This is a genomic window from Winogradskyella forsetii (genome assembly GCF_013394595.1).
Classification (GTDB): domain Bacteria; phylum Bacteroidota; class Bacteroidia; order Flavobacteriales; family Flavobacteriaceae; genus Winogradskyella; species Winogradskyella forsetii.
This window is the reverse complement of record NZ_CP053348.1, coordinates 3961813-3981064: the sequence shown is the minus strand read 5'-3', so window position 1 is coordinate 3981064 and position 19252 is coordinate 3961813. Positions and strand designations below refer to the sequence as shown.

The 19252-nt window shown below is 34.7% G+C and carries 19 protein-coding genes; 4 read left to right on the top strand and 15 right to left on the bottom strand.

The genetic code is table 11. The annotated features are described in order from the left end of the window. Nucleotides 1-79: 79 nt before the first annotated feature. Complete coding sequence (gene fbp, locus HM987_RS17085) at nt 80-1087, bottom strand: class 1 fructose-bisphosphatase (RefSeq protein ID WP_179009231.1); 1008 nt, start codon at nt 1085-1087, stop codon at nt 80-82. A gap of 128 nt (nt 1088-1215) precedes the next feature. On the opposite strand from fbp, the gene HM987_RS17080 reads away from it, so the two are divergent. The 4 genes from HM987_RS17080 to HM987_RS17065 are packed head-to-tail and all read left to right on the top strand — an operon-like array spanning nt 1216 to nt 5803. Further along, nucleotides 1216-1692, top strand: coding sequence for a GNAT family N-acetyltransferase (locus HM987_RS17080; RefSeq protein WP_179009230.1), 477 nt, complete (start codon nt 1216-1218; stop codon nt 1690-1692). Further along, nucleotides 1692-2942 carry an aspartate kinase gene (locus tag HM987_RS17075; RefSeq protein WP_179009229.1) on the top strand — a complete coding sequence of 417 codons (1251 nt, stop codon included), beginning with the start codon at nt 1692-1694 and terminating at the stop codon, nt 2940-2942. The genes HM987_RS17080 and HM987_RS17075 overlap by 1 nt, the downstream gene beginning before the upstream one ends. 19 nt (nt 2943-2961) lie before the next feature. Then, nucleotides 2962-4794, top strand: a complete 1833-nt coding sequence (locus HM987_RS17070; RefSeq protein ID WP_179009228.1) for a GNAT family N-acyltransferase — start codon at nt 2962-2964, stop codon at nt 4792-4794. Further along, nucleotides 4784-5803 carry a carboxypeptidase-like regulatory domain-containing protein gene (locus tag HM987_RS17065; protein ID WP_179009227.1) on the top strand — a complete coding sequence of 340 codons (1020 nt, stop codon included), beginning with the start codon at nt 4784-4786 and terminating at the stop codon, nt 5801-5803. Before HM987_RS17070 ends, HM987_RS17065 begins: the two co-directional genes overlap by 11 nt. A gap of 35 nt (nt 5804-5838) precedes the next feature. Here HM987_RS17065 and HM987_RS17060 read toward each other — a convergent pair whose 3' ends face one another. The 14 genes from HM987_RS17060 to serS form a co-directional block, all read right to left on the bottom strand. Further along, nucleotides 5839-6276 carry a YtxH domain-containing protein gene (locus HM987_RS17060; RefSeq protein ID WP_179009226.1) on the bottom strand — a complete coding sequence of 146 codons (438 nt, stop codon included), beginning with the start codon at nt 6274-6276 and terminating at the stop codon, nt 5839-5841. Nucleotides 6277-6534: 258 nt separating this feature from the next. Beyond that, nucleotides 6535-6921, bottom strand: a complete 387-nt coding sequence (locus HM987_RS17055; RefSeq protein ID WP_179009225.1) for a VOC family protein — start codon at nt 6919-6921, stop codon at nt 6535-6537. Nucleotides 6922-7005: 84 nt separating this feature from the next. After that, the gene (locus HM987_RS17050) at nt 7006-7461 is read right to left on the bottom strand and encodes a DUF1801 domain-containing protein (protein WP_179009224.1); all 456 of its coding nucleotides are present in this window, start codon (nt 7459-7461) and stop codon (nt 7006-7008) included. 4 nt (nt 7462-7465) lie between these two features. Further along, nucleotides 7466-7978, bottom strand: coding sequence for a DUF4199 domain-containing protein (locus HM987_RS17045; RefSeq protein ID WP_179009223.1), 513 nt, complete (start codon nt 7976-7978; stop codon nt 7466-7468). Between the two features lie 105 nt (nt 7979-8083). Continuing rightward, nucleotides 8084-8494 carry a response regulator transcription factor gene (locus HM987_RS19720; RefSeq protein WP_179009222.1) on the bottom strand — a complete coding sequence of 137 codons (411 nt, stop codon included), beginning with the start codon at nt 8492-8494 and terminating at the stop codon, nt 8084-8086. Nucleotides 8495-8527: 33 nt separating this feature from the next. After that, nucleotides 8528-10234 (bottom strand): phytoene desaturase family protein, encoded by a 1707-nt coding sequence (locus HM987_RS17035; protein WP_179009221.1) that lies wholly within the window; start codon nt 10232-10234, stop codon nt 8528-8530. Nucleotides 10235-10611: 377 nt separating this feature from the next. Next, nucleotides 10612-11571 carry a 2-hydroxyacid dehydrogenase gene (locus HM987_RS17030; RefSeq protein ID WP_179009220.1) on the bottom strand — a complete coding sequence of 320 codons (960 nt, stop codon included), beginning with the start codon at nt 11569-11571 and terminating at the stop codon, nt 10612-10614. An 82-nt stretch (nt 11572-11653) separates the two neighbouring features. Continuing rightward, a complete protein-coding gene (locus HM987_RS17025; RefSeq protein ID WP_179009219.1) occupies nt 11654-12019 on the bottom strand; it encodes a cupin domain-containing protein in 366 nt (121 codons plus the stop codon). Nucleotides 12020-12369: 350 nt separating this feature from the next. Next, the gene (mgtE, locus tag HM987_RS17020) at nt 12370-13740 is read right to left on the bottom strand and encodes a magnesium transporter (protein ID WP_229724492.1); all 1371 of its coding nucleotides are present in this window, start codon (nt 13738-13740) and stop codon (nt 12370-12372) included. A gap of 89 nt (nt 13741-13829) precedes the next feature. Continuing rightward, complete coding sequence (rsmA, locus tag HM987_RS17015; RefSeq protein ID WP_179009218.1) at nt 13830-14606, bottom strand: 16S rRNA (adenine(1518)-N(6)/adenine(1519)-N(6))-dimethyltransferase RsmA; 777 nt, start codon at nt 14604-14606, stop codon at nt 13830-13832. A gap of 246 nt (nt 14607-14852) precedes the next feature. After that, a complete protein-coding gene (locus tag HM987_RS17010) occupies nt 14853-15173 on the bottom strand; it encodes a DUF4286 family protein (RefSeq protein WP_179009217.1) in 321 nt (106 codons plus the stop codon). A 74-nt stretch (nt 15174-15247) separates the two neighbouring features. After that, entirely contained in the window at nt 15248-17032 is a 1785-nt protein-coding gene (locus HM987_RS17005) for a tetratricopeptide repeat protein (protein ID WP_179009216.1), read from the bottom strand. A gap of 65 nt (nt 17033-17097) precedes the next feature. Next, a complete protein-coding gene (locus tag HM987_RS17000; protein WP_179009215.1) occupies nt 17098-17574 on the bottom strand; it encodes a hypothetical protein in 477 nt (158 codons plus the stop codon). A 391-nt stretch (nt 17575-17965) separates the two neighbouring features. Further along, a complete protein-coding gene (serS, locus tag HM987_RS16995; protein ID WP_179009214.1) occupies nt 17966-19237 on the bottom strand; it encodes a serine--tRNA ligase in 1272 nt (423 codons plus the stop codon). Nucleotides 19238-19252: the final 15 nt, after the last annotated feature.

Below are 19252 nucleotides of genomic sequence, written 5' to 3'. Positions count from 1 at the left end.
TTTAGTTAACTTATATAAAATAGAAAAAGCAACCTAATTTAGGTTGCTTTTTTTATTGATATTTCTCAGATTTTCCGATTTAACCATGGTTTCGTACGAACTCTTCAGCCTTCTCCACCATATTCTTACTACCACAAATAAACGGAACGCGCTCATGTAATTCCTTTGGCTCTATCTCCATAATTCTAGTTGCTCCGTCACTTGCTTTACCATTAGCTTGCTCAGCGATAAAGGCCATAGGATTGCACTCATATAACAGTCGTAGTTTTCCCTTCGGGTTTTTGGTGCTTTTTGGATACATATAGATACCACCTTTAATCATGTTTCTATGAAAATCTGAAACTAGAGATCCAATGTATCGACTTGTATAAGGTCTATCGTCCACATCTTCTTGGCAGTATTTAATATATTTTTTTATACCCATAGGAAAATCTGCATAATTACCTTCATTTACGGAATAAATATGTCCATCTTCGGGAAATTGCATATTTGGATGCGATAAATAATAAGAACCAATCGCTGGATTTAATGTAAAACCATTAACACCATGCCCTGTGGTATAAACCAACATTGTTGAGGTGCCATAAACGACATAGCCAGCGGCAACTTGCTGAATACCTTTTTGCAAAAAATCGTCAATTGTAACTGGCGTGCCTAAAGGCGTAACGCGCCTGTAAATAGAGAAAATGGTGCCAACAGAAACATTGACATCAATATTAGAGGAACCATCCAAAGGGTCAATTAAAACCACATATTTATTCTGATGATTTTCATCTTGACTATTAATGGTAATAAAATCATCTTCCTCTTCACTGGCAATTCCACAAACAATATTTCGTTTCGTTAAAGTCTGAATAAATTTTTCATTTGCATAAACGTCCAATTTTTGTTGATCCTCACCTTGAATATTAGTGTCTCCAGCGGCACCAATAATATCCACCAAACCCGCTTTGTTGACTTCGTGATTAACAACTTTAGCAGCTAAACGAATGGAATTAATTAGTTTTGAAAGCTCTCCAGACGAGTATTTAAAAGCATTTTGGTTTTCTATGATAAATTCCCCTAAGGTCTGATTTCTTTTGGACATGAAGTATGTTATTGATTACTAGCCTACAAATATCGTATTTTTTAACAAACTATAACGTTTTCGTGTGGTAAATTAATTGTTAGGTCAAGGGAGTTGCTTTATATTTGAACATTCTATTTAAATAACCAATGAACCAACCAAGATTAGTCAACAAACTAGATATGCCAAGGGTTTTTGAACTCATTCAGGAACTGGCAACCTTCGAAAAAGAATCAGATGCTGTTGACATAAGCATTTCTGATTTAGAAAATGATGGTTTTGGTAACCATCCAAAGTTTACCTGTTTTGTTTTGGAAGTTGAAAATACTATTGAAGGTATTGCTTTGGTGTATCCGAGATATTCAACTTGGAAAGGCGAAGTTTTACATCTAGAAGATCTTATTGTAAGTGAAAAATACCGAGGTAAAGGCTTAGGAACTAAATTGCTGGATACAGTAATTAAACACGCCAAAGTATTAGGTGTTAAACGTGTAAGCTGGGAAGTTTTGGATTGGAATGAATCCGCCATAAAATTTTATGAAAGCAAAGGCGCAAATGTGATGCGCGATTGGAATGTAGTACAATTGGATGAAACAGGAATTGTTAATTATTTAAACCAATTATAATGCGTGTTTATAAATTTGGTGGCGCATCGGTAAAGGATGCAGACGGCGTAAAGAACTTAGCAAAAGTTTTGCAAACTACAGGTTATGATAACACATTGGTTGTGATTTCCGCCATGGGAAAGACCACTAATAAAATGGAGTTGGTTATCAAAAATTATTTTGAAAACAAGGAAGAATTACCAAGTGCAATTCATGAAGTAATTAAATATCATAATGATATTTTAATTGAGTTGTTTACGAATAAACGCCATGAAGTTTTTGAAGCTATAAAAGTACTTTTTGATGAACTGAATGCCTTTTTTAAAAGCAACAAATCTCCAGATTATAACTATGTTTATGATCAGACTATTGGTTATGGGGAATTAATATCCACCACAATTATTAGTCATTATCTCAATGAAATTGGCTTGAAAAACAAGTGGGTTGATGTTAGGGAGTTCATAAAAACAGATAATTATTACAGGCGTTCTAATGTGAATTGGGAAGCAACGCAAGCCAATATTTCTGCTAATTTAGATACCAATATCTTAAATATTACACAGGGGTTTTTAGGAAGTGATGCCAATAATTTTACCACCACCTTAGGTCGAGAAGGCAGTGATTATACGGCTGCAATTTTTGCTTATTGTTTAAATGCCAATAGCGTAACGATTTGGAAAGATGTTCCAGGGGTTTTAAATGCAGATCCTCGTTATTTCGAAAACGCTCAGTTATTACATCAAATCTCCTACAGGGAAGCTATTGAGTTGGCATTTTATGGTGCTTCCGTCATTCATCCAAAAACGCTTCAACCCTTACAAAGAAAGGAAATTCCTTTATATGTAAAATCGTTTTTAAATCCAGAAGGCGCAGGTACTTGCGTAAGTAAAGGAAAAGCCTTGGAACCAGAAATTCCGTGTTTCATTGTTAAGAAAAATCAGATTTTAATTTCATTGTCTTCTTTGGATTTTTCATACATTATGGAAGAAAATATCAGTGATATTTTTAGCTTGTTGCACTTGTATAAAATGAAGGTGGATGTCATTCAAAATTCAGCGATTAGTTTTTCTGTGTGCATAGATAATTTATATGATAATTTAGAAAAATTATTGCAACACTTAAAAGCAAAATTCAAGGTGACCTGTCATGAAAAGGTCAGTTTATACACTATTAGACATTATAATGATAGTGCTATACAAGAGCTTGAAAAAGATAAAACCTTATTATTGAAGCAATTAACACAAGAAACGGTGCAAATTGTAACTAAATAAACTTTACTACATTTGTTTTATGGGTAAATCGTTTGATACGGGTTTGGTAACCGCAAAAGAAGTCGCAAAAGCAATTCATGCGGATAAGTATGGATTTTTGGGTACTTTTTTTGGTTGGACCTTAATGAAAGTGCTTAAGATTACGACCTTAAACAAAATGTACAAAAAAAGGAAACACCTTCCTGGCCCAGAATTCTTAGATACCATTTTAGACGATTTTCAGATTAAGTTCGAAATTCCAGAAGAAGACATGAAACGTCTTCCAAAAGAAGGGCCTTACATTACCATCTCCAATCATCCACTTGGTGGTATTGATGGGATGTTGTTACTGAAACTTATGTTAGAGCAGCGTAGTGATTTTAAGATTATCGCTAATTTTTTACTGCATCGTATAGAACCTATAAAACCTTATATCATGCCCGTAAATCCTTTTGAAGAACGAAAGGATATTAAAAGTAATATTACCGGTTTCAAGAATGCCATTATGCATTTACGGGACGGTCATCCGTTAGGTGTGTTTCCTGCAGGAGAGGTTTCTACTTATAGGGACGGAAAATTAGTGGTTGATAAAGAGTGGGAAGCAGCGGCAATGAAATTGATTCAGAAAGCAGAAGTTCCTGTTGTTCCTATTTATTTTCATGCTAAAAATAGTAGGTTATTCTATAGACTTTCCAAAATAAGCGATACGCTGAGAACGGCGAAACTGCCTTCAGAATTATTGACACAAAAGCGACGTGTGATTAAAGTAAGAGTAGGTAAGGCAATTTCCTTAAAAGATCAAAATGAACATCCAAGTCTGAAGGAGTTTTCAGAATTTTTGAGACGAAAAACCTATATGTTGTCTAACACTTTTGAAGGCAAACCTAAGATTTTAGATAATATCCAATCCCAATTAAAAGTTGCAAAAATGCCTAAACGCATTGTGACGCCAATTGCACCAAAAGTAATGATTGCTGAGTTAGACAAGCTTAGAGTAAGTGACTTCAGGCTTCTGGAAAGTAAAAATTACGAAGTGTTTTTGGTACCACCAAAGCACATTCCGAATATTTTAAGGGAAATAGGAAGACTCCGGGAAATCACTTTTAGGGAAGTAGGAGAAGGGACAAATGAAGCCATTGATTTAGATAAGTTCGATACGTATTACCACCACATGTTTCTATGGGATAATGAAAAAAATGTGATAGCAGGCGCTTATAGGATGGGTATAGGTTCGCAAATATTTGAACGTTTTGGTATCAATGGGTTTTATTTACAGGATCTGTTTCGTTTTGAGCCCGAATTACATAAAATGATGAGCCAATCCATAGAAATGGGGCGTGCTTTTATCATCAAGGAATACCAACAGAAACCAATGCCTTTATTTTTACTTTGGAAAGGTATTGTGCACACTACTTTGCGGCATCCTGAACACAAATATTTAATTGGAGGTGTCAGTATAAGCAACCAGTTTTCTAACTTTTCTAAAAGTTTGATGATTGAGTTTATGAAATCCCATTATTATGATCCTTACGTTGCGCAATATGTGCATCCAAAAAAGGAATTCAAGGTAAAGCTAAAAGATGCCGATAAGGAATTTGTCTTTGATGAAACCGAAGCTGATTTAAATAAGTTTGACAAGATTATTGATGAGGTAGAACCAGGCGCATTACGACTACCTGTTTTGCTTAAAAAGTATATTAAACAAAATGCTAAACTCGTAGCATTTAATGTGGATCCTTTATTTAATAATGCTGTTGATGGTTTAATGTATATTAAAATTGCGGACTTACCAGAAAGTACGGTTAGACCTGTAATGGAAGAATTTCAGGCGGAATTGGAGCGTAAGTTTATGGATAATACGGATGATAAATAGGCTAGTCATTTTTATCTTTTTATTACCACTTTTTTGTACATCGCAAACACTTACTGGTCGTGTTATTGATAAACTAACCCAACAACCGATTGAAACTGTTGCCGTATATTTTGACAATACTACGATCGGCACAACAACGGACGAAAAAGGTGAATTCTCTATCACTTATACAGATGCTATTCAATCTACTTTGGTTATTTCTTACTTAGGCTACGAAAAGGTCCTAATTTCTGATTATAGAAGTCAAAATAGCATCACTATAGAATTGATTGAAGCCAATAATATATTAGATGAAGTTCACATCGATTATGATGATGGTTTAACTAGACGACAAAAATTACGACTATTTAGAAAGGAATTTTTGGGGACTTCAAAGTTTGGCAAATCTTGTAAAATTTTGAATGAAGATAATTTAATTTTAAGATATGACAAGCGTAATAAATCCTTATATGCAAGCTCAAAAGCTTCACTTGAGATTGAAAACAAAGCGTTACAATATAAAATCTCTTATGATTTGATCGATTTTGAAATTAGTTTCCGTTATGCGAATCTAAAAACTATAGAATTCACAATAAACTCTGTGGCTTATTTCGGCACTTCATTTTATAAAGAGTTAAAGGAGACTAAAACATCTAAAAAAATCAAAAATCGAAATCAGGCTTATAAAGGTTCTGTACAGCACTTTATGCGTTCACTTTATAACAAAAGACTTGAAGAAGAAGGGTATTGGATTTTCCACGATAAATTTAGAGTTAATGAATGGACTTTCTTTAAAGTTGAATCTATTGCCGAATCAGGCTTTAAAAGGGTTACATTAAAGGATAAGGTATCCATTCTATTCGACAAAGATTTTCAATCAGAATTACATTTAAAATCAGATGAATTTTTTGTAGATGTTTATGGAAATTACACTCCTGTAGTTGGCATCTATTTTAGTGGAGTGATGGGAAGCCAACGTGTTGGAGATACTTTGCCTATGGATTATGGATTAGCTGAAAATAAGCAATAAAAAACCCAGAAGGTCAATTCTGGGTTTTAGTGTTTTTATAAAGCTTTGAACCAGTCTTGGAACTGTTTGCCAAGTAAAAAAGTTGGTTTCATCTCGCCACCAAGTGCAGCAATTAAGCTCATAATCCAAGCTACGATTAATACCAGGCCCACAATAAAACCTATAATCGGAATCCAGCCTAAAGCTATACCAATAAGACACAGTCCAAGCATTTGTCTTATATAAAAAGAACCAAACTCGGTTTTGTTACTGCTATTCATTACAAGGGCAATAATCCATCCAATAATAGTAATGTGAGCAATGATTGCTACGTTTTTACCATCACTGAATACTTCTTTGGCGTCGTTGCTAAAATCATCAGCCGCTTTTTTAGCATCACGACTAAAATCTTTAGCATCGTCTGAAAATTCATTTGCTTTTTGGCTAATTTTATCGCCTGCTTTTCTTGCGCTATCCTTAGCATCATCTAACATATCGTTAAGATCGTCGCCTAAATCTTTAGTATCATCTGACCTTTTATTAGTTTTTGGTTAGACCATAAAGTTAGTGAAATATTGTTAACCTTCTTAAATAGTTTTATTGTAAAAAATTACTAATCAACTCATTATCTAAACATCATATATTACGCCACCAGAAGCCTCAAGAATTAAGATAAACGCCTGTTATTCGCATTCGAAAAAGAAAAATATAGGTTAAGCTTTAAGACATAATAAAATGTCTCACCATCAAATTTACTGAAAGGCAGTGTCTATAGGTTCCCAAAGTTCGATCTTATTACCATCGTTATCTAGTATCCAACCGAACTTACCGTAATCGTATTCTTCCATGTCTCCCACAATGGTTACACCTTCTTCTTTTAAGGTCGCTAGCAGTTCTTTGAGGTTTTCAACTCTATAGTTAAACATAAAGTCTTTTTTAGAAGGCTCGAAATATTTGGTGTCTTCTGCGAATGGACTCCATTGGGTAGAGCAATCGTTGCCTTCTTTGTCTTTCCACCAAAAGGTGCAACCATAATCGTCCGTATTAAAACCTAAATGTTTTTTGTACCAATCTTTTGCTGCTTTTGGGTCTTTGGTTTTAAAGAATAATCCACCAATTCCTGTGACTCTTTTTTTCATTAAAATTTTATTTTTGTTCCCTTGAAAAAGGGAATCTATTTAAAAATGATACCTACAAGGTTTTAGAAACCTTGCAGGAAAATATTACTTTTTTATAGCATTTTCATAAATGTCAATCCATTCTTCTACGGACATTTTTACCATTAATTCTTCAATTAAATCATAAGGAATATCATCCATTTTTTTAAATCGCACACAGCTTTTTCCCATGTCTAACTTGTATTTACAGTGCTTTGGGTATTCGGCAACAAACCAGTCGTGCAATTCTTTTTTTGCGTACATACCAGAATGGTAGAGTGCGATAAAGTTTTTTTGAGAGGCTAGATTTATAAATGGCAAAGGTGGAAACGGTTTGCAATGATAACCATCTGGATAAATGGATCTAGGAACATAGTAGGCTAGCATTCCGTAACCCATTCCAGCTTCTAAGCCTTTGGGCATGTGTTTTTTAATAAGATTGTTTAGTTTTATTATTGGTGCTTTTCTGTCCTCTGGAAGTTGTGCAATATAGTCTTCTGGCGTTTTTGCGTCTGATGTCATTGTTCTAATTTTTTTTTCTTTGTAAGATTAAGCCTGAGATTAAAGATATAATAAATCCTAATATCATTACAGTTACAAACATCATAAATGCCATAAGACTAGGACTGCCATAATCCTTCATCTGTTGAATTAAGTTGGCACTTTCAATTTTAAATTCTTCTGGTGATAAATTCGCTTCCATCTTATTTAAGGAATATTCTAAGTACTCCTTTGCAAAATCGGGATTTATTTGAGTGGTATATATGTAATCAAAAACAGCAACTCCAACGGCTGAAAATAAAGCGATTAACATGCCGATACCTATAGCTTTACCTAAAGATACGTTTCCTTCGTTGACTTTATCACGATAGTGTTTTATTCCGAAATGGACAAATAACAAAGAGAGCACCATAGAGGTGTAACCTATAAGCTCTCCGTATTCAAAGTTAACTCCCATTCCAAATAGAAATGGTAATCCAAATAGTACAAACCCACTTAATAATGCATAGAGGCCGTATTTAATTACTGTGTTCTTCATTTTAATTTATGCTTTGATTCATTGGTCAAAAGTAGAAAGAAGGCAGGGAAAAACACTCATACTAAAGTACCAATCCACTCATACTTTAGTTGTAAAGCTAATAAATTAAATGATATTTAGACTTTTTGAAATTTGAATGGCTTGCGTGCGTCGCTTCGCATTTAGCTTTACTAAAAGATTCGAAACATGGGTTTTTATGGTACTCTCTGATACGTATAATTTTTCAGCAATTTCACGATTTGATAACCCTAGAGATACTTCCTTTAGCACTTCATATTCGCGTTTACTTAATCCTAATTCTTCAACTTTTTTTAAATCGATTTTCTGATTAGGAATAGGAAGTTTTTTATGAGTTTTTTTATTGATGAAAAGCCCAATGCCTAAGAATGCAACGGCAATTATAGACATCATATATTCAATTTGTAGGTTCCCACTTATTAAAGTGTATTTACTAAATTGAAATAACAGCAAAAGTGCTAAAACCAACAATCCAAAAACAAGAATGGTTTTTTTCATGGTATAAAATTAGCAAAATATTTTGTGAAGGTGTTATTTGTCCGCCTCAGCAAAAACATCCTTAGAGGCGAGTTTGGCTTTTTTAAGTGCGATTTTCTTTTGCATCCAATCTGGATAATTGGTATCATTTTCAGCATCAAAAATGCGTAAATGTTGATGCTCGTCTGGTTTAATTAAATCGTCCTGTCTGCATCCTAAAATGGCAGCAGCAGCTTGCGCTCCAGAATAACTTGCGCCAGCGACACCATGTGAAACCGTACTTGCGCCACACAAATAGAAATTTTCTATTTCGCTTTTCATTTTATAGGCAAAAGGGCCAATATGCCTAAGGCTTTTTTCGGTCCCGTAAACGTTGCCGTCTGTGGAATTAATGTAAAATTCATTGGTTATTGGTGTGCCCAATTCTTTATGTACAATACTATCTGTAATACCAGGAACCACTTTTTCTAAGCTTCGTAAAAACTTTTGAATAATTTGTGCCTTAAATTCTAAATAAGCTTCTGATCGCTCTTCTTTTTCGTCTTTAAAAGCAGCGAAACTGTCGTAATTAATATAGGTAATGACTTCCATGGTATGGTATCTGCCATCAAAACTTATTGGGTCTTTTAAGGTTGTACAACTGATAAACATGCCCGAAAATTCTTCACCTTCCAGAATATCCTTGTTTTGCATATCGTCATAAATAGCATCGTAATCCGTGTTGGATAATAGCCAGATGTTTCCAGAGTCTAAACCGGCTTTTTTTACATCCATATCAACCGTTAAAAACAGCATTATGGAGGTACAGGAATACTTGGTTTTATTGAGTTTTTTAAGTAGTTTGTTACTTAAATTTTCTTTTCCGATGAGGTTGAAATAGGTAATCCCAGGATCTGCATTAGAGACTACGCGGTCTGCGAAAATCTGTTCGCCAGATTCTAGTTCTACACCAATAGCTTTCTTCTTTTTATCGCCTTCTATTAAAACCCGCTTTACCGATGTACTCGTTTGTACTTTTCCATCAAATTCCTTGATTTTATTGGTCATAGCTTTTACAATAGCGCCTCCGCCTCCCATAGGGTAAAATCCACCAGAAGAATAATGATCCATAATGGCAGCATGCATTACAAAACTGGCCTTGGAAGGTGGCAATCCATGGTCGCCAAACTGAACATTTAGAATACTTTGCAACAGCGGATCTTTTACATGCCAATTAATAACACGCTTTAAGCTAAATGGCGCGTATTTGCCCATGTGTTTAGTGCGAAACGGAATCGTGATTTGTTGCCAAAGTCCTCTTACTTTTGGTATAAGCTGCAACTGCCGTCCAACATTTTTAACTAATGTTAGATATTTAATAATCCCTTTTTTCTCATGAGGAAAACGTTCGATTAATGCGGTTTTAAAATCTTCGAAATTTGCAGGATAATCGAAGCGTTCATTTCCTATCCAGCAATGTTCAAATCCTTTAGGATTCATTTTGTAAAACGCAATATCATTGGCAATTCCCAAGCCTTCATAAAGCTCACTTGTAGATTGTCCTTTTTCCAATAAACCGACATAATGCACGCCTGGCGTAAAACGATAGCCATTGAGGTAAAAGCTATGGCACCAACCTCCTGGAACATCGTGCTGCTCTAGTACCAATACTTTTTGTCCTGCTCTGCCAAGGCATATAGCAGCGGATAATCCACCAACGCCTGCGCCAACAATAATGGTGTCGTAGGTAGTTTGTGTATTTTTATTTTGTGAAACGGTCATGCTTACAAGGTACTTTTATTTTTTGAAATTGAGAGAATAATATGATTTTAGGCTTAAAATAACTTAGACAAAAATAAAAACGTGAATTTTTTTCGCCACGAATACACGAATATTTTTTTGATAGACGGAAAGTCTTTTTCATTAGTGAAATGGATAGCCAATTATTTACTTCGTGAATTCGATGAACGATTGAATTCGTGTATTCGTGGCGAAAAGCTTTATTTTAAATGCTCCAACAATATATTATAAACCAATTTATTTCCACGAATTTTTTTCCCTTTGGGAAATTGAAAATAAAACACACTAGCATTTTTCATGATTTACTTTTATAAATATACTTGCTTGCCCTAATAAGCTATTGCAATGATTAGAAAACCTTAGTGTAAAGTCTTGGAAAAGGTTTCAATTTTATCAACAATTGTTTGGGCCAGTTTAATGTTGCTTTCAATAGTCCAACCAGCAACATGAGGTGTCAGCAAAACGTTTTGTGATTTTATTAAATATCGAAATGCTGATGGCATTTCTTCACCTTTTTTCAATTTTTTAAACAAATTCTCAAAGGATGTTTTTTCATATTCTAAAACATCGAGTCCTGCTCCTAAAATTTTTCCAGTTTTTAATGCAGAAACCAAATCTTCCGTAAACACGCTTTTGCCACGAGCCGTATTAATCAACCAAAAGGGTTTTTTAAAACCACTTATAAAATCTGAATTGACCATATTTAAGGTCAGTTTGGTTTGCGGTGTATGTAAACTTAAAACATCTGCTTTGGCTTTTAATTCTTCGAGAATGACTTGTTTAGCATTGGCATCTCCAACACCTGTTTTTATATCGTGGCATAAGACGTCTACATCAAAACCTCTTAATTTTTTAGCGAAGGCTTTTCCCATATTGCCATAACCAATGAGACCAACGGTTTTGCCGTCTAATTCCAATCCTCGATTGTCTTCTCGTAACCATTTACCTTGTCGAACTTCGCTATCTGCTTTATTAAGTTTGTTGAAAAGTGACAACAACATGCCTAAAGTGTGTTCGCCTACCGCATTTCGGTTGCCTTCTGGTGCAGAAATAAGATGAACACCTTTTTTTTCGGCATACTCGCCATCTATATTTTCCAAGCCTGCACCCACACGACCAATAAATTTCAGATTTTGAGCAGCCTCTAAAAAGGATTTGTCTATGGAGAATCGACTTCGGATAATTAATCCATCGTAATCTCCAATTTTAGCTTCGATTTCAGATTTTGAAGACGAGTAATCTTCATGATTGGTGAATCCTAAATCGTTGAGTTGATTTATGAGTAATGGATGATTTGAGTCTAGGTGTAGTATTTTCATGCTTATGCCTACGAAAGCAGGTATCTCTTTAAAATTCAGACCTTTTAGTTTTTTTAGAACTTAAAAGGTTTAGTTTGGGTTTTTAGATTTTAGGATATTTAGTTTGTGTCCGTTTATGTTTCACGTTTCCTGTATGGGCTGTGCTCAATTTTTCAAACAAAAGAACATGAACTTCTTCATTATTTTTTGTTGTTGGATTGTGTTCAACGCCTTTTGGAACTATAATTATTTCTCCTTCATTTACAATTTCTGTTCTATCTCTAAATTGCATGTAAAGTGTGCCTTTTATAACTTGAAATAATTCATCTTCATGGTCATGACTATGCCAAACAAATTCGTCTTTTAATTTAGCTAAAATCACTTGCATATCGTCAACCACAGCGATTTGATGTGGATGCCAGTTTTTGCTGAATTTGGTAAATTTTTCTGTGATGTTAATGGGTTTCATATCTCAAAGTTACGAAGTTTTGTGTTAAGGATTACTCGTAAGATAATGATTTGAGATTATTGATTTGGTGATTGCTTCGCAGTTGAACGGATTTTAGTTTTTTAGACCTTACAGGTTTTTGAAACCTGTGAGGTCTTTGTATGACGTAAATTTACGAAGATTTGTTAGCGTTTAGCGATAGTTTATTATTAGAACTCGTTAAGATCGTGAATGCGTTAGGGATTGCAGTGGAAATCCTTTTGCCTTTTTGCAAAAGATTGCAACGGAAAGCCCGACTCTACGCAGCTTTCCTTTTAGTTGAAAACGACCATAACAGTTTAATAGCGAAGTGGAGTAACGCCCAAAAAATATTATATTCCTAAAATCAACTTAGCAATCCAGAAGTAAATTAATATTCCGAATATATCATTACTCGTCGTAATAAAAGGTCCTGTAGCGATTGCTGGGTCAATGCCTCGTTTATCTAAGAATAAAGGCACAAAAGTACCGATGAGTCCGGCGACAATAATAACAGCGACCAGCGATACGGAAATGGCCAGAGCTGTGTAAAAGTCGCCTTTGGTGACCCACACAAAAAGGAATAGAAATAAGGCCAAAATGGTACCGTTTAGTGCGGCAAGAAGCATTTCCTTTATTAATCTGTTGTTTACACTTCCTTTTATATCATCATTCGCCAAACCTTGAACAATAATAGCACTCGATTGCACACCGACGTTGCCAGCCATTGCCGCAATTAATGGTGTGAAAAAGAATAACACAGCATATTTTTCGAAGGCATCATGAAAGCCTTCCATAATTAAGAAAGCTCCAACTCCACCGACCAAACCAAGAAATAACCATGGCAAACGTGCTCTTGTGAGCTGTAGAATACTATCATCGGCTTCTACATCCTGGGAAATACCAGCTGCTAATTGGTAATCTTTATCGGCTTCTTCACGGATGACATCTATTATATCATCAATGGTGATTCTACCCAACAAAATATGATTATCATCCACAACAGGAATCGCTTCCAAATCGTATTTAGCCATTACCTTAGCAACATCTTCCACATCATCGTGAACGTTTACCGAATCCACATTGTCTTTAGCGATATCCGCAATTTTTTGATCGCTTTTGGATGTGATTAAATCCTTTAATGATAGTCTGCCAATCAGTTTATCTGTTTTATCCACTACGTAAACAGAATGCACTCTCGTAACATCTTTTGCCTGACCTCTTATTCTACGTAAACAGCCCGCAACCGTCCAAGTTTCATAAACTTTTACGAGTTCTTTTGCCATAAGTCCACCAGCAGTATCCTCATCGTAAGCTAAAAGTTCTTGTATTTCTTCTCGATGTTCGTCGTCTTCAATTTGAGAGATGACTTTACTTTGCCGTTCTTCTGGAAGTTCAGCAATCATATCTGCTGCATCATCCGTGTCCAACTCTTCAATTTCTTCGGCAATTTCTTTATTGGAAAGATTTTCGAGTACTTTTTCCCTAATATCCTCATCGAGTTCCATAAGGATTTCCGAGGTGGTTTCAGAGTCTAGAAGTTTGATGACATAAACGGCATCGTCAAGATCTAAGTCATCAAGAATTTCGGCAATATCCGCATGGTGATAGTCATTTAATAAAGTCTTAAGTTCTTTGTCGCTTTGGTCTTCGACAAGGACTTCAACTTTTTCAATGAGTTCTTCAGTGAGCTGAAATGGTATGTTTTCTTGGATGTCTTCCACGCGTTTGTTTCTGTCATTGCGAGGACTAGGGACCTGGCAATCTCATTTTTTAGAGACAGACAGCTACGCTATGTTCGCAATGAGATTAATTAATTGTCATCATTTTCAATTAGCGAGGTCAGTTCAATAAATTGTAAAACACTTAATTGTTCTGGTCGCTGCCCAAATATAGTATTTGCTTTTAAATTATCCGACAGATTAAAGGTTTTTAAACTGTTTCTCAACGTTTTTCTGCGTTGTTGAAAACCCGTTTTTACTACTCTGAAGAATAATTTTTCATCACATGGCAAACTGAAATTTTCTTTTCGTTTGAGAAATAATACACCAGAATCTACTTTCGGTGGTGGATTAAAAACCGTAGGTGGTACAGTGAACAAATAGTCGGCTTCGTAAAAAGCTTGGGTCAAAACAGATAAAATGCCGTAAACTTTTGATCCCTCCTTAGAACAGATGCGCATGGCTACCTCCTTTTGAAGCATACCGGAAAACTCTGGGATTTGATGTCTTAATTCTAAGGTTTTAAAAAGAATTTGAGACGAAATATTATAGGGAAAATTTCCTATGATAGCAAAGGGTTTGTCGTTAAAAACGAGATTTAAATCGTATTTTAAGAAGTCTTTTTCTATGATTCTGTCAGCAAGGTTTAGGTAGTTGTTTTTTAAGTAATCTACGGATTCTGTGTCTATTTCTATAACATGTGTTGTAATGTTTTTCTTGAGCAAATATTTGGTTAAGACGCCCATTCCTGGTCCAATTTCCAAAACGTCATTATAGCCTTTGTAAGTTAAGCTATCTGCGATGTCTTGGGCAATAGATTCGTCGGTTAAAAAGTGTTGACCTAGATGTTTTTTTGCTTTTACTGACATAAATTATTCATTCTCGCAAAGGCCAGAGGCGCAAAGCGGTTTACGCAAAGATACATAGAGCCTTATAGAGAATCGTGGATTTTTTGTTTATTTCTCGTAAAGGCGCAAAGGCGTAAAGCGTTGGGTAAAAAATTATGAAATGAGAAAGTGCTTGCGATACCTATTATTTAAAACCGATTGTTGTGCTAAAATTTATGATGCGTAGATTGGCTTTACAGCGCAGCGCAGCGCCTTTGCGAGAGACAATTATTTGAATGTCACCGAATACTCATCCACAACTTCCAGCTCGGTTCTAAAAGACAACACTTTATCTCCAAAACGTTTCAGTCCTTCTTGTCTTAAATTTGCTGCATGTTCGGCGTAATAAGCATCTAATGCTTCTCTTGAAAGTGCTCTATATTGTACAGAATAAGTTTCTGCTTCATCATCTTCGACCAATACTTTGGTTAGTTTGGCTTCTTTAAATTTTCCTGTGGCCAATACTTGCGGAATATGCTCTTTTATCCACTCTAACCATTCTTGGTGGATGGATTTGTCGATGTTTAAAGTAACGTTGTATATAATCATACTAATTAATATTCAATTTTAAAATACCAAATTCAAAACGAGTGTATTGAAATTTAGTTTTTGGATGTAACCATTTAGTTTATTGAATCGCCTCGTAACATCCTAAACGTCTTCCGAGCTTCAATAAAATAGATACTATCTTGATGCTCAAAGATTATTTTTTCGAAAAGTTGTTTGGCTTCTTCTGGTTTTGCTAAATGCGTATTGTAAAGTTCAGCCAAATAAAAATGAGCATCATCGGCTAAAATATCCTCGCCGTAATCTTTTATAATTTCTAGGTAATTGGCTTCTGCTTTTGTGTATTGTTTCTTTTGTTCGAAGAGTTTTGCCTGTTGGTAAAGGGTTTGGTCCGTAATACTTTCGCCTTTATGCTCTTCTAAAATTTTGTCTAAAAGTGAAATAGCTTCATCAGTTTTATTCTGAAAGGCATACAAATCTGCTTTAGCATATAATTTTAATGAGGTATGAAGACTATCTTCAAATTTATTGTCTGTAATCAGTAGTTTTAAGTCTAACGCATCATTGGCAATTAATTGCGATGTGGAGGATTTCAAGATTTTTAATTGTGATTCAGCCCAATCAAAATCGCCTTTATAGTAACTTGTTTTGGCAACTTTGAATCGTGCTTCTTGTGCAATGGTGCTGTTTTTAAGTTCGGCCTGAATTTGAGAATAAAAGATTAGAGCTTCATTAAACTTTTCTTGAAGTACTAAAATGTCAGCTAAGAGCAACTTAATTTTAGCTTGTCTGTAATTTGAGATTGGTAATTCTAAACTCTCTTTTAGAAAACTAGTAGCCGTTTTAGTATCCTTTAGGTCAAATGCCAAGAATTTTCCATAGGCTAATTGCAACGGAATGGTGAGTTGTGATTTCCCAAATTCGGTAAACAGATTTTGGTATCTTTCATCAATTTGTTTTAGGGTTTTTTCATCTGCATTTTTAGTGTCGATTTCTAAAAGATATTGATGCGCAGTTAATGCCGTCGTCTGGTCTTGTGTTGTTTCTAAGATATAATTAAAAATTGACTTGGCAGTTTCATAATCATTGTCTTTTCTAGCGGTTTCTGCCAATTCGATAATGCGGTCTAAACTTTCTGGATTTCGTTTGTAAAGCGCCTTTTCTTGAATAAAGGATTTAGTATACGCTTTTTCCTGAACATATAACCAGCTCAGCATTTCGTACCAATACGGTTTTGGTTCTTGCTGTAATTTTTTTAACAATGCCCTTCTTAAATAAATATTGCTTTCGTTGTCTTTGTTTTCAGAAATGAAATCACTGATCGCACGCTTAATATTGTTGAGATAATTGGGTTTGAAATCGATATATTCAATGTAGTTCTCAAACATTTTTTCAATATCGCCTTGGTCGCCATATATGCGCGCCAATTGAATGCTATAGTCTCTATCTGGAGTTAAAAGTTTTCCTTTTTCATAAAGTCTAATAGCCTGATCTTGTAGTGAGTAATCCTCAAATTTTTTGGCAATCGTATAGATGTAATTGGGTTTTTCGTCCGCATAAGAAATAGCCTCTTCGTACAATGTATTGGCGTTATTTATACTGTCTTTAAGTTGGAAGTTATAACCCAAGGTAACGACCATAATGGGGTTTCGGTTTTTATTTAACCGATCTATGATGATTTTTTCGGCTTCATCATATTGCTCTAATTGTTGATGGATATCCACCAACTTATCAAGGTAATTGTAACTATATGGTTTTTCTTTAATTAGGTTTTCATAAATAATGAGTGCTTTTTTAAATTCCCCTTTTTTATAATAGCTTTCGGCCTGGGCTTCGCTGTTTTGTGCGAAACCAGAATAAAATCCTAATACTAAGAGTAAAATTAAAAATCGCTGTTTCATGTTTGTTATTTTAAAAATTGTATGTCAGTCCAATTTAGAAACGTTGTTTTATGATCAAAATTCACCTACTTTTTGATATTAATAGGTTTGGGATTCAAATTATAATCTTTTAAAATTTGTTTAATGTTGATTTCATTTAATAATTTAAACTGATCTTTTTCATTTTTCATAATTTCTTCTTCAGTCATCATCGAGCGAAGAAAAACGAGTTTAAATGCCTCTTTTCTTAAATCTAACTTGTTTTCTTCAGAATTTTTTAAGGAAAAGTTCTCATAGGCATTGGCCATGTGCAGCCAAATACCTATTTCACTATCTGGGTTTTGATCTCGTTTAAAATTCGTTATCGTTTCTTCAAGAGAAATAGGGAAAACTTCACTAAAAGTCCTCTGAATATAGGTGATTTGGTTCAATTGCTCATTACTTAATGATTCTTTGACTATTGGTCCTTGCGTGATGTTTTCAATACTAGGATTTTCGTCGTTTTTCTTTTGACAGGAAAAAAATGAAAGCGTAATTAGTAAAGCGATAATGTATTTTTTCATATTCTTTCTGATATCAAGTACAACTTCAAATATAACAAAAGCCTCAAGTAGATATTGTGAAAATAACCATAAAAAAATGCCTAAACTTACGTCTAGGCATTTTGACCAGCAAAATAAATGTGCTATTAACCATTATTTATGTAAAATATGATTCAGTTATTCTGTCGTGGTTTCGTTTTATGTTTTGAACTTTTAAAACAAAACTTTGCTTACCATTACAATTAAGGAAACGAGTAATACAATTCGTTTTAAATTTTTCATAATTAGGTTATTCTTGTTCGGGAGTGCTAACTTCTAAATTTATTTCAAATAAAACGAAGAAATACCAAAAAAATCGTTGAAGTACATTAATTTTTAACAATTAGGATAAAATACGATTAAAATAGCTTCTCTAAGAAATCATTTCGAAACCTGTATATGGTACTAAAACGTCAGGGATTTTTATACCATCTTCGGTTTGGTAGTTTTCCAAAATACCTGCTAAAATTCTTGGTAAAGCCAATGCACTTCCATTAAGTGTGTGGCATAATTCGTTTTTACCATCACTGTTTTTAAAACGTAATTTTAAACGATTAGCTTGAAAAGTCTCAAAATTAGAAACTGAAGAGACTTCCAACCAACGATCTTGAGCCGTTGAGAATACTTCGAAATCGTAAGTTAAGGCAGAGGTAAAGCCTAAATCGCCACCGCACAACCTTAAAATTCTGTAGGGTAATTTTAAGTCTTGCAAAATACTTTTGACGTGATTTACCATGCTGTCCAAAGCTTGATAAGAATTATCAGGATGCTCAACGCGCAGGATTTCAACTTTATCAAATTGGTGCAAGCGGTTTAGGCCTCTGACGTGTGCGCCATAACTTCCAGCCTCACGTCTAAAGCATGGTGTGTAACCCGTTATTGTTATGGGTAAGTCACTCTCATTTAAAAGCGTGTCCCTAAAAATATTGGTTGCAGGTACTTCTGCGGTTGGGATTAAATATAGGTTGTCAGCTGTAACATGATACATTTGCCCTTCCTTATCTGGTAATTGTCCAGTTCCAAAACCAGAGGCTTCATTTACCAAATGCGGCACTTGGTACTCGGTGTAACCAGCTGCTGTATTTTTATCTAAAAAGTAGGCAATGAGTGCGCGTTGTAATCTGGCACCTTTACCTATATAAACAGGAAAACCGGCACCTGTGATTTTGTTTCCCAATTCAAAATCTATGATGTTGTATTGTTTTGCTAGTTCCCAATGTGGTAAAGCATTATCATGTAGTTTAGGAATATCGCCTTCCTTGAAGGTTTCCTCATTGTCTTCGTCCGTATTTCCTGCAGGCACTATAGGATTTGGTACATTTGGGATTTTATATAATAATTCGTCTAGTGCATCAACCTTATCTTTGAGTTCTTGTTCAAAATTTTTGATAGTATCTTTTAATTGGGTTGTTTTTTCCTTTAAAAGATTTGCTTTTTGTGTTTCGCCAGATTTGAATAAGTTACCAATTTCTTTAGACAAGGCGTTAGATTCTGCTTTGGTATTGTCTAAAGACGTTTGAAGTGCTTTTCGGTCTTCGTCAAAAGCAATCGCATCGTTGATCATTTGCGTAGCGTCGATATTTCGTTTTGCTAAACGTGCAATAATATCTTCTTTATGCGCTTTAATAAAAGTAACTTGTAACATAATTGTTTTTTGAGT

Coding starts and splice junctions, on each gene's coding strand:
- fbp (WP_179009231.1), bottom strand. CDS start 1,087: ATGTCCAAAAGAAATCAGACCTTAGGGGAATTTATCATAGAAAACCAA.
- HM987_RS17080 (WP_179009230.1), top strand. CDS start 1,216: ATGAACCAACCAAGATTAGTCAACAAACTAGATATGCCAAGGGTTTTT.
- HM987_RS17075 (WP_179009229.1), top strand. CDS start 1,692: ATGCGTGTTTATAAATTTGGTGGCGCATCGGTAAAGGATGCAGACGGC.
- HM987_RS17070 (WP_179009228.1), top strand. CDS start 2,962: ATGGGTAAATCGTTTGATACGGGTTTGGTAACCGCAAAAGAAGTCGCA.
- HM987_RS17065 (WP_179009227.1), top strand. CDS start 4,784: ATGATAAATAGGCTAGTCATTTTTATCTTTTTATTACCACTTTTTTGT.
- HM987_RS17060 (WP_179009226.1), bottom strand. CDS start 6,276: ATGTTAGATGATGCTAAGGATAGCGCAAGAAAAGCAGGCGATAAAATT.
- HM987_RS17055 (WP_179009225.1), bottom strand. CDS start 6,921: ATGAAAAAAAGAGTCACAGGAATTGGTGGATTATTCTTTAAAACCAAA.
- HM987_RS17050 (WP_179009224.1), bottom strand. CDS start 7,461: ATGACATCAGACGCAAAAACGCCAGAAGACTATATTGCACAACTTCCA.
- HM987_RS17045 (WP_179009223.1), bottom strand. CDS start 7,978: ATGAAGAACACAGTAATTAAATACGGCCTCTATGCATTATTAAGTGGG.
- HM987_RS19720 (WP_179009222.1), bottom strand. CDS start 8,494: ATGAAAAAAACCATTCTTGTTTTTGGATTGTTGGTTTTAGCACTTTTG.
- HM987_RS17035 (WP_179009221.1), bottom strand. CDS start 10,234: ATGACCGTTTCACAAAATAAAAATACACAAACTACCTACGACACCATT.
- HM987_RS17030 (WP_179009220.1), bottom strand. CDS start 11,571: ATGAAAATACTACACCTAGACTCAAATCATCCATTACTCATAAATCAA.
- HM987_RS17025 (WP_179009219.1), bottom strand. CDS start 12,019: ATGAAACCCATTAACATCACAGAAAAATTTACCAAATTCAGCAAAAAC.
- rsmA (WP_179009218.1), bottom strand. CDS start 14,606: ATGTCAGTAAAAGCAAAAAAACATCTAGGTCAACACTTTTTAACCGAC.
- HM987_RS17010 (WP_179009217.1), bottom strand. CDS start 15,173: ATGATTATATACAACGTTACTTTAAACATCGACAAATCCATCCACCAA.
- HM987_RS17005 (WP_179009216.1), bottom strand. CDS start 17,032: ATGAAACAGCGATTTTTAATTTTACTCTTAGTATTAGGATTTTATTCT.
- HM987_RS17000 (WP_179009215.1), bottom strand. CDS start 17,574: ATGAAAAAATACATTATCGCTTTACTAATTACGCTTTCATTTTTTTCC.
- serS (WP_179009214.1), bottom strand. CDS start 19,237: ATGTTACAAGTTACTTTTATTAAAGCGCATAAAGAAGATATTATTGCA.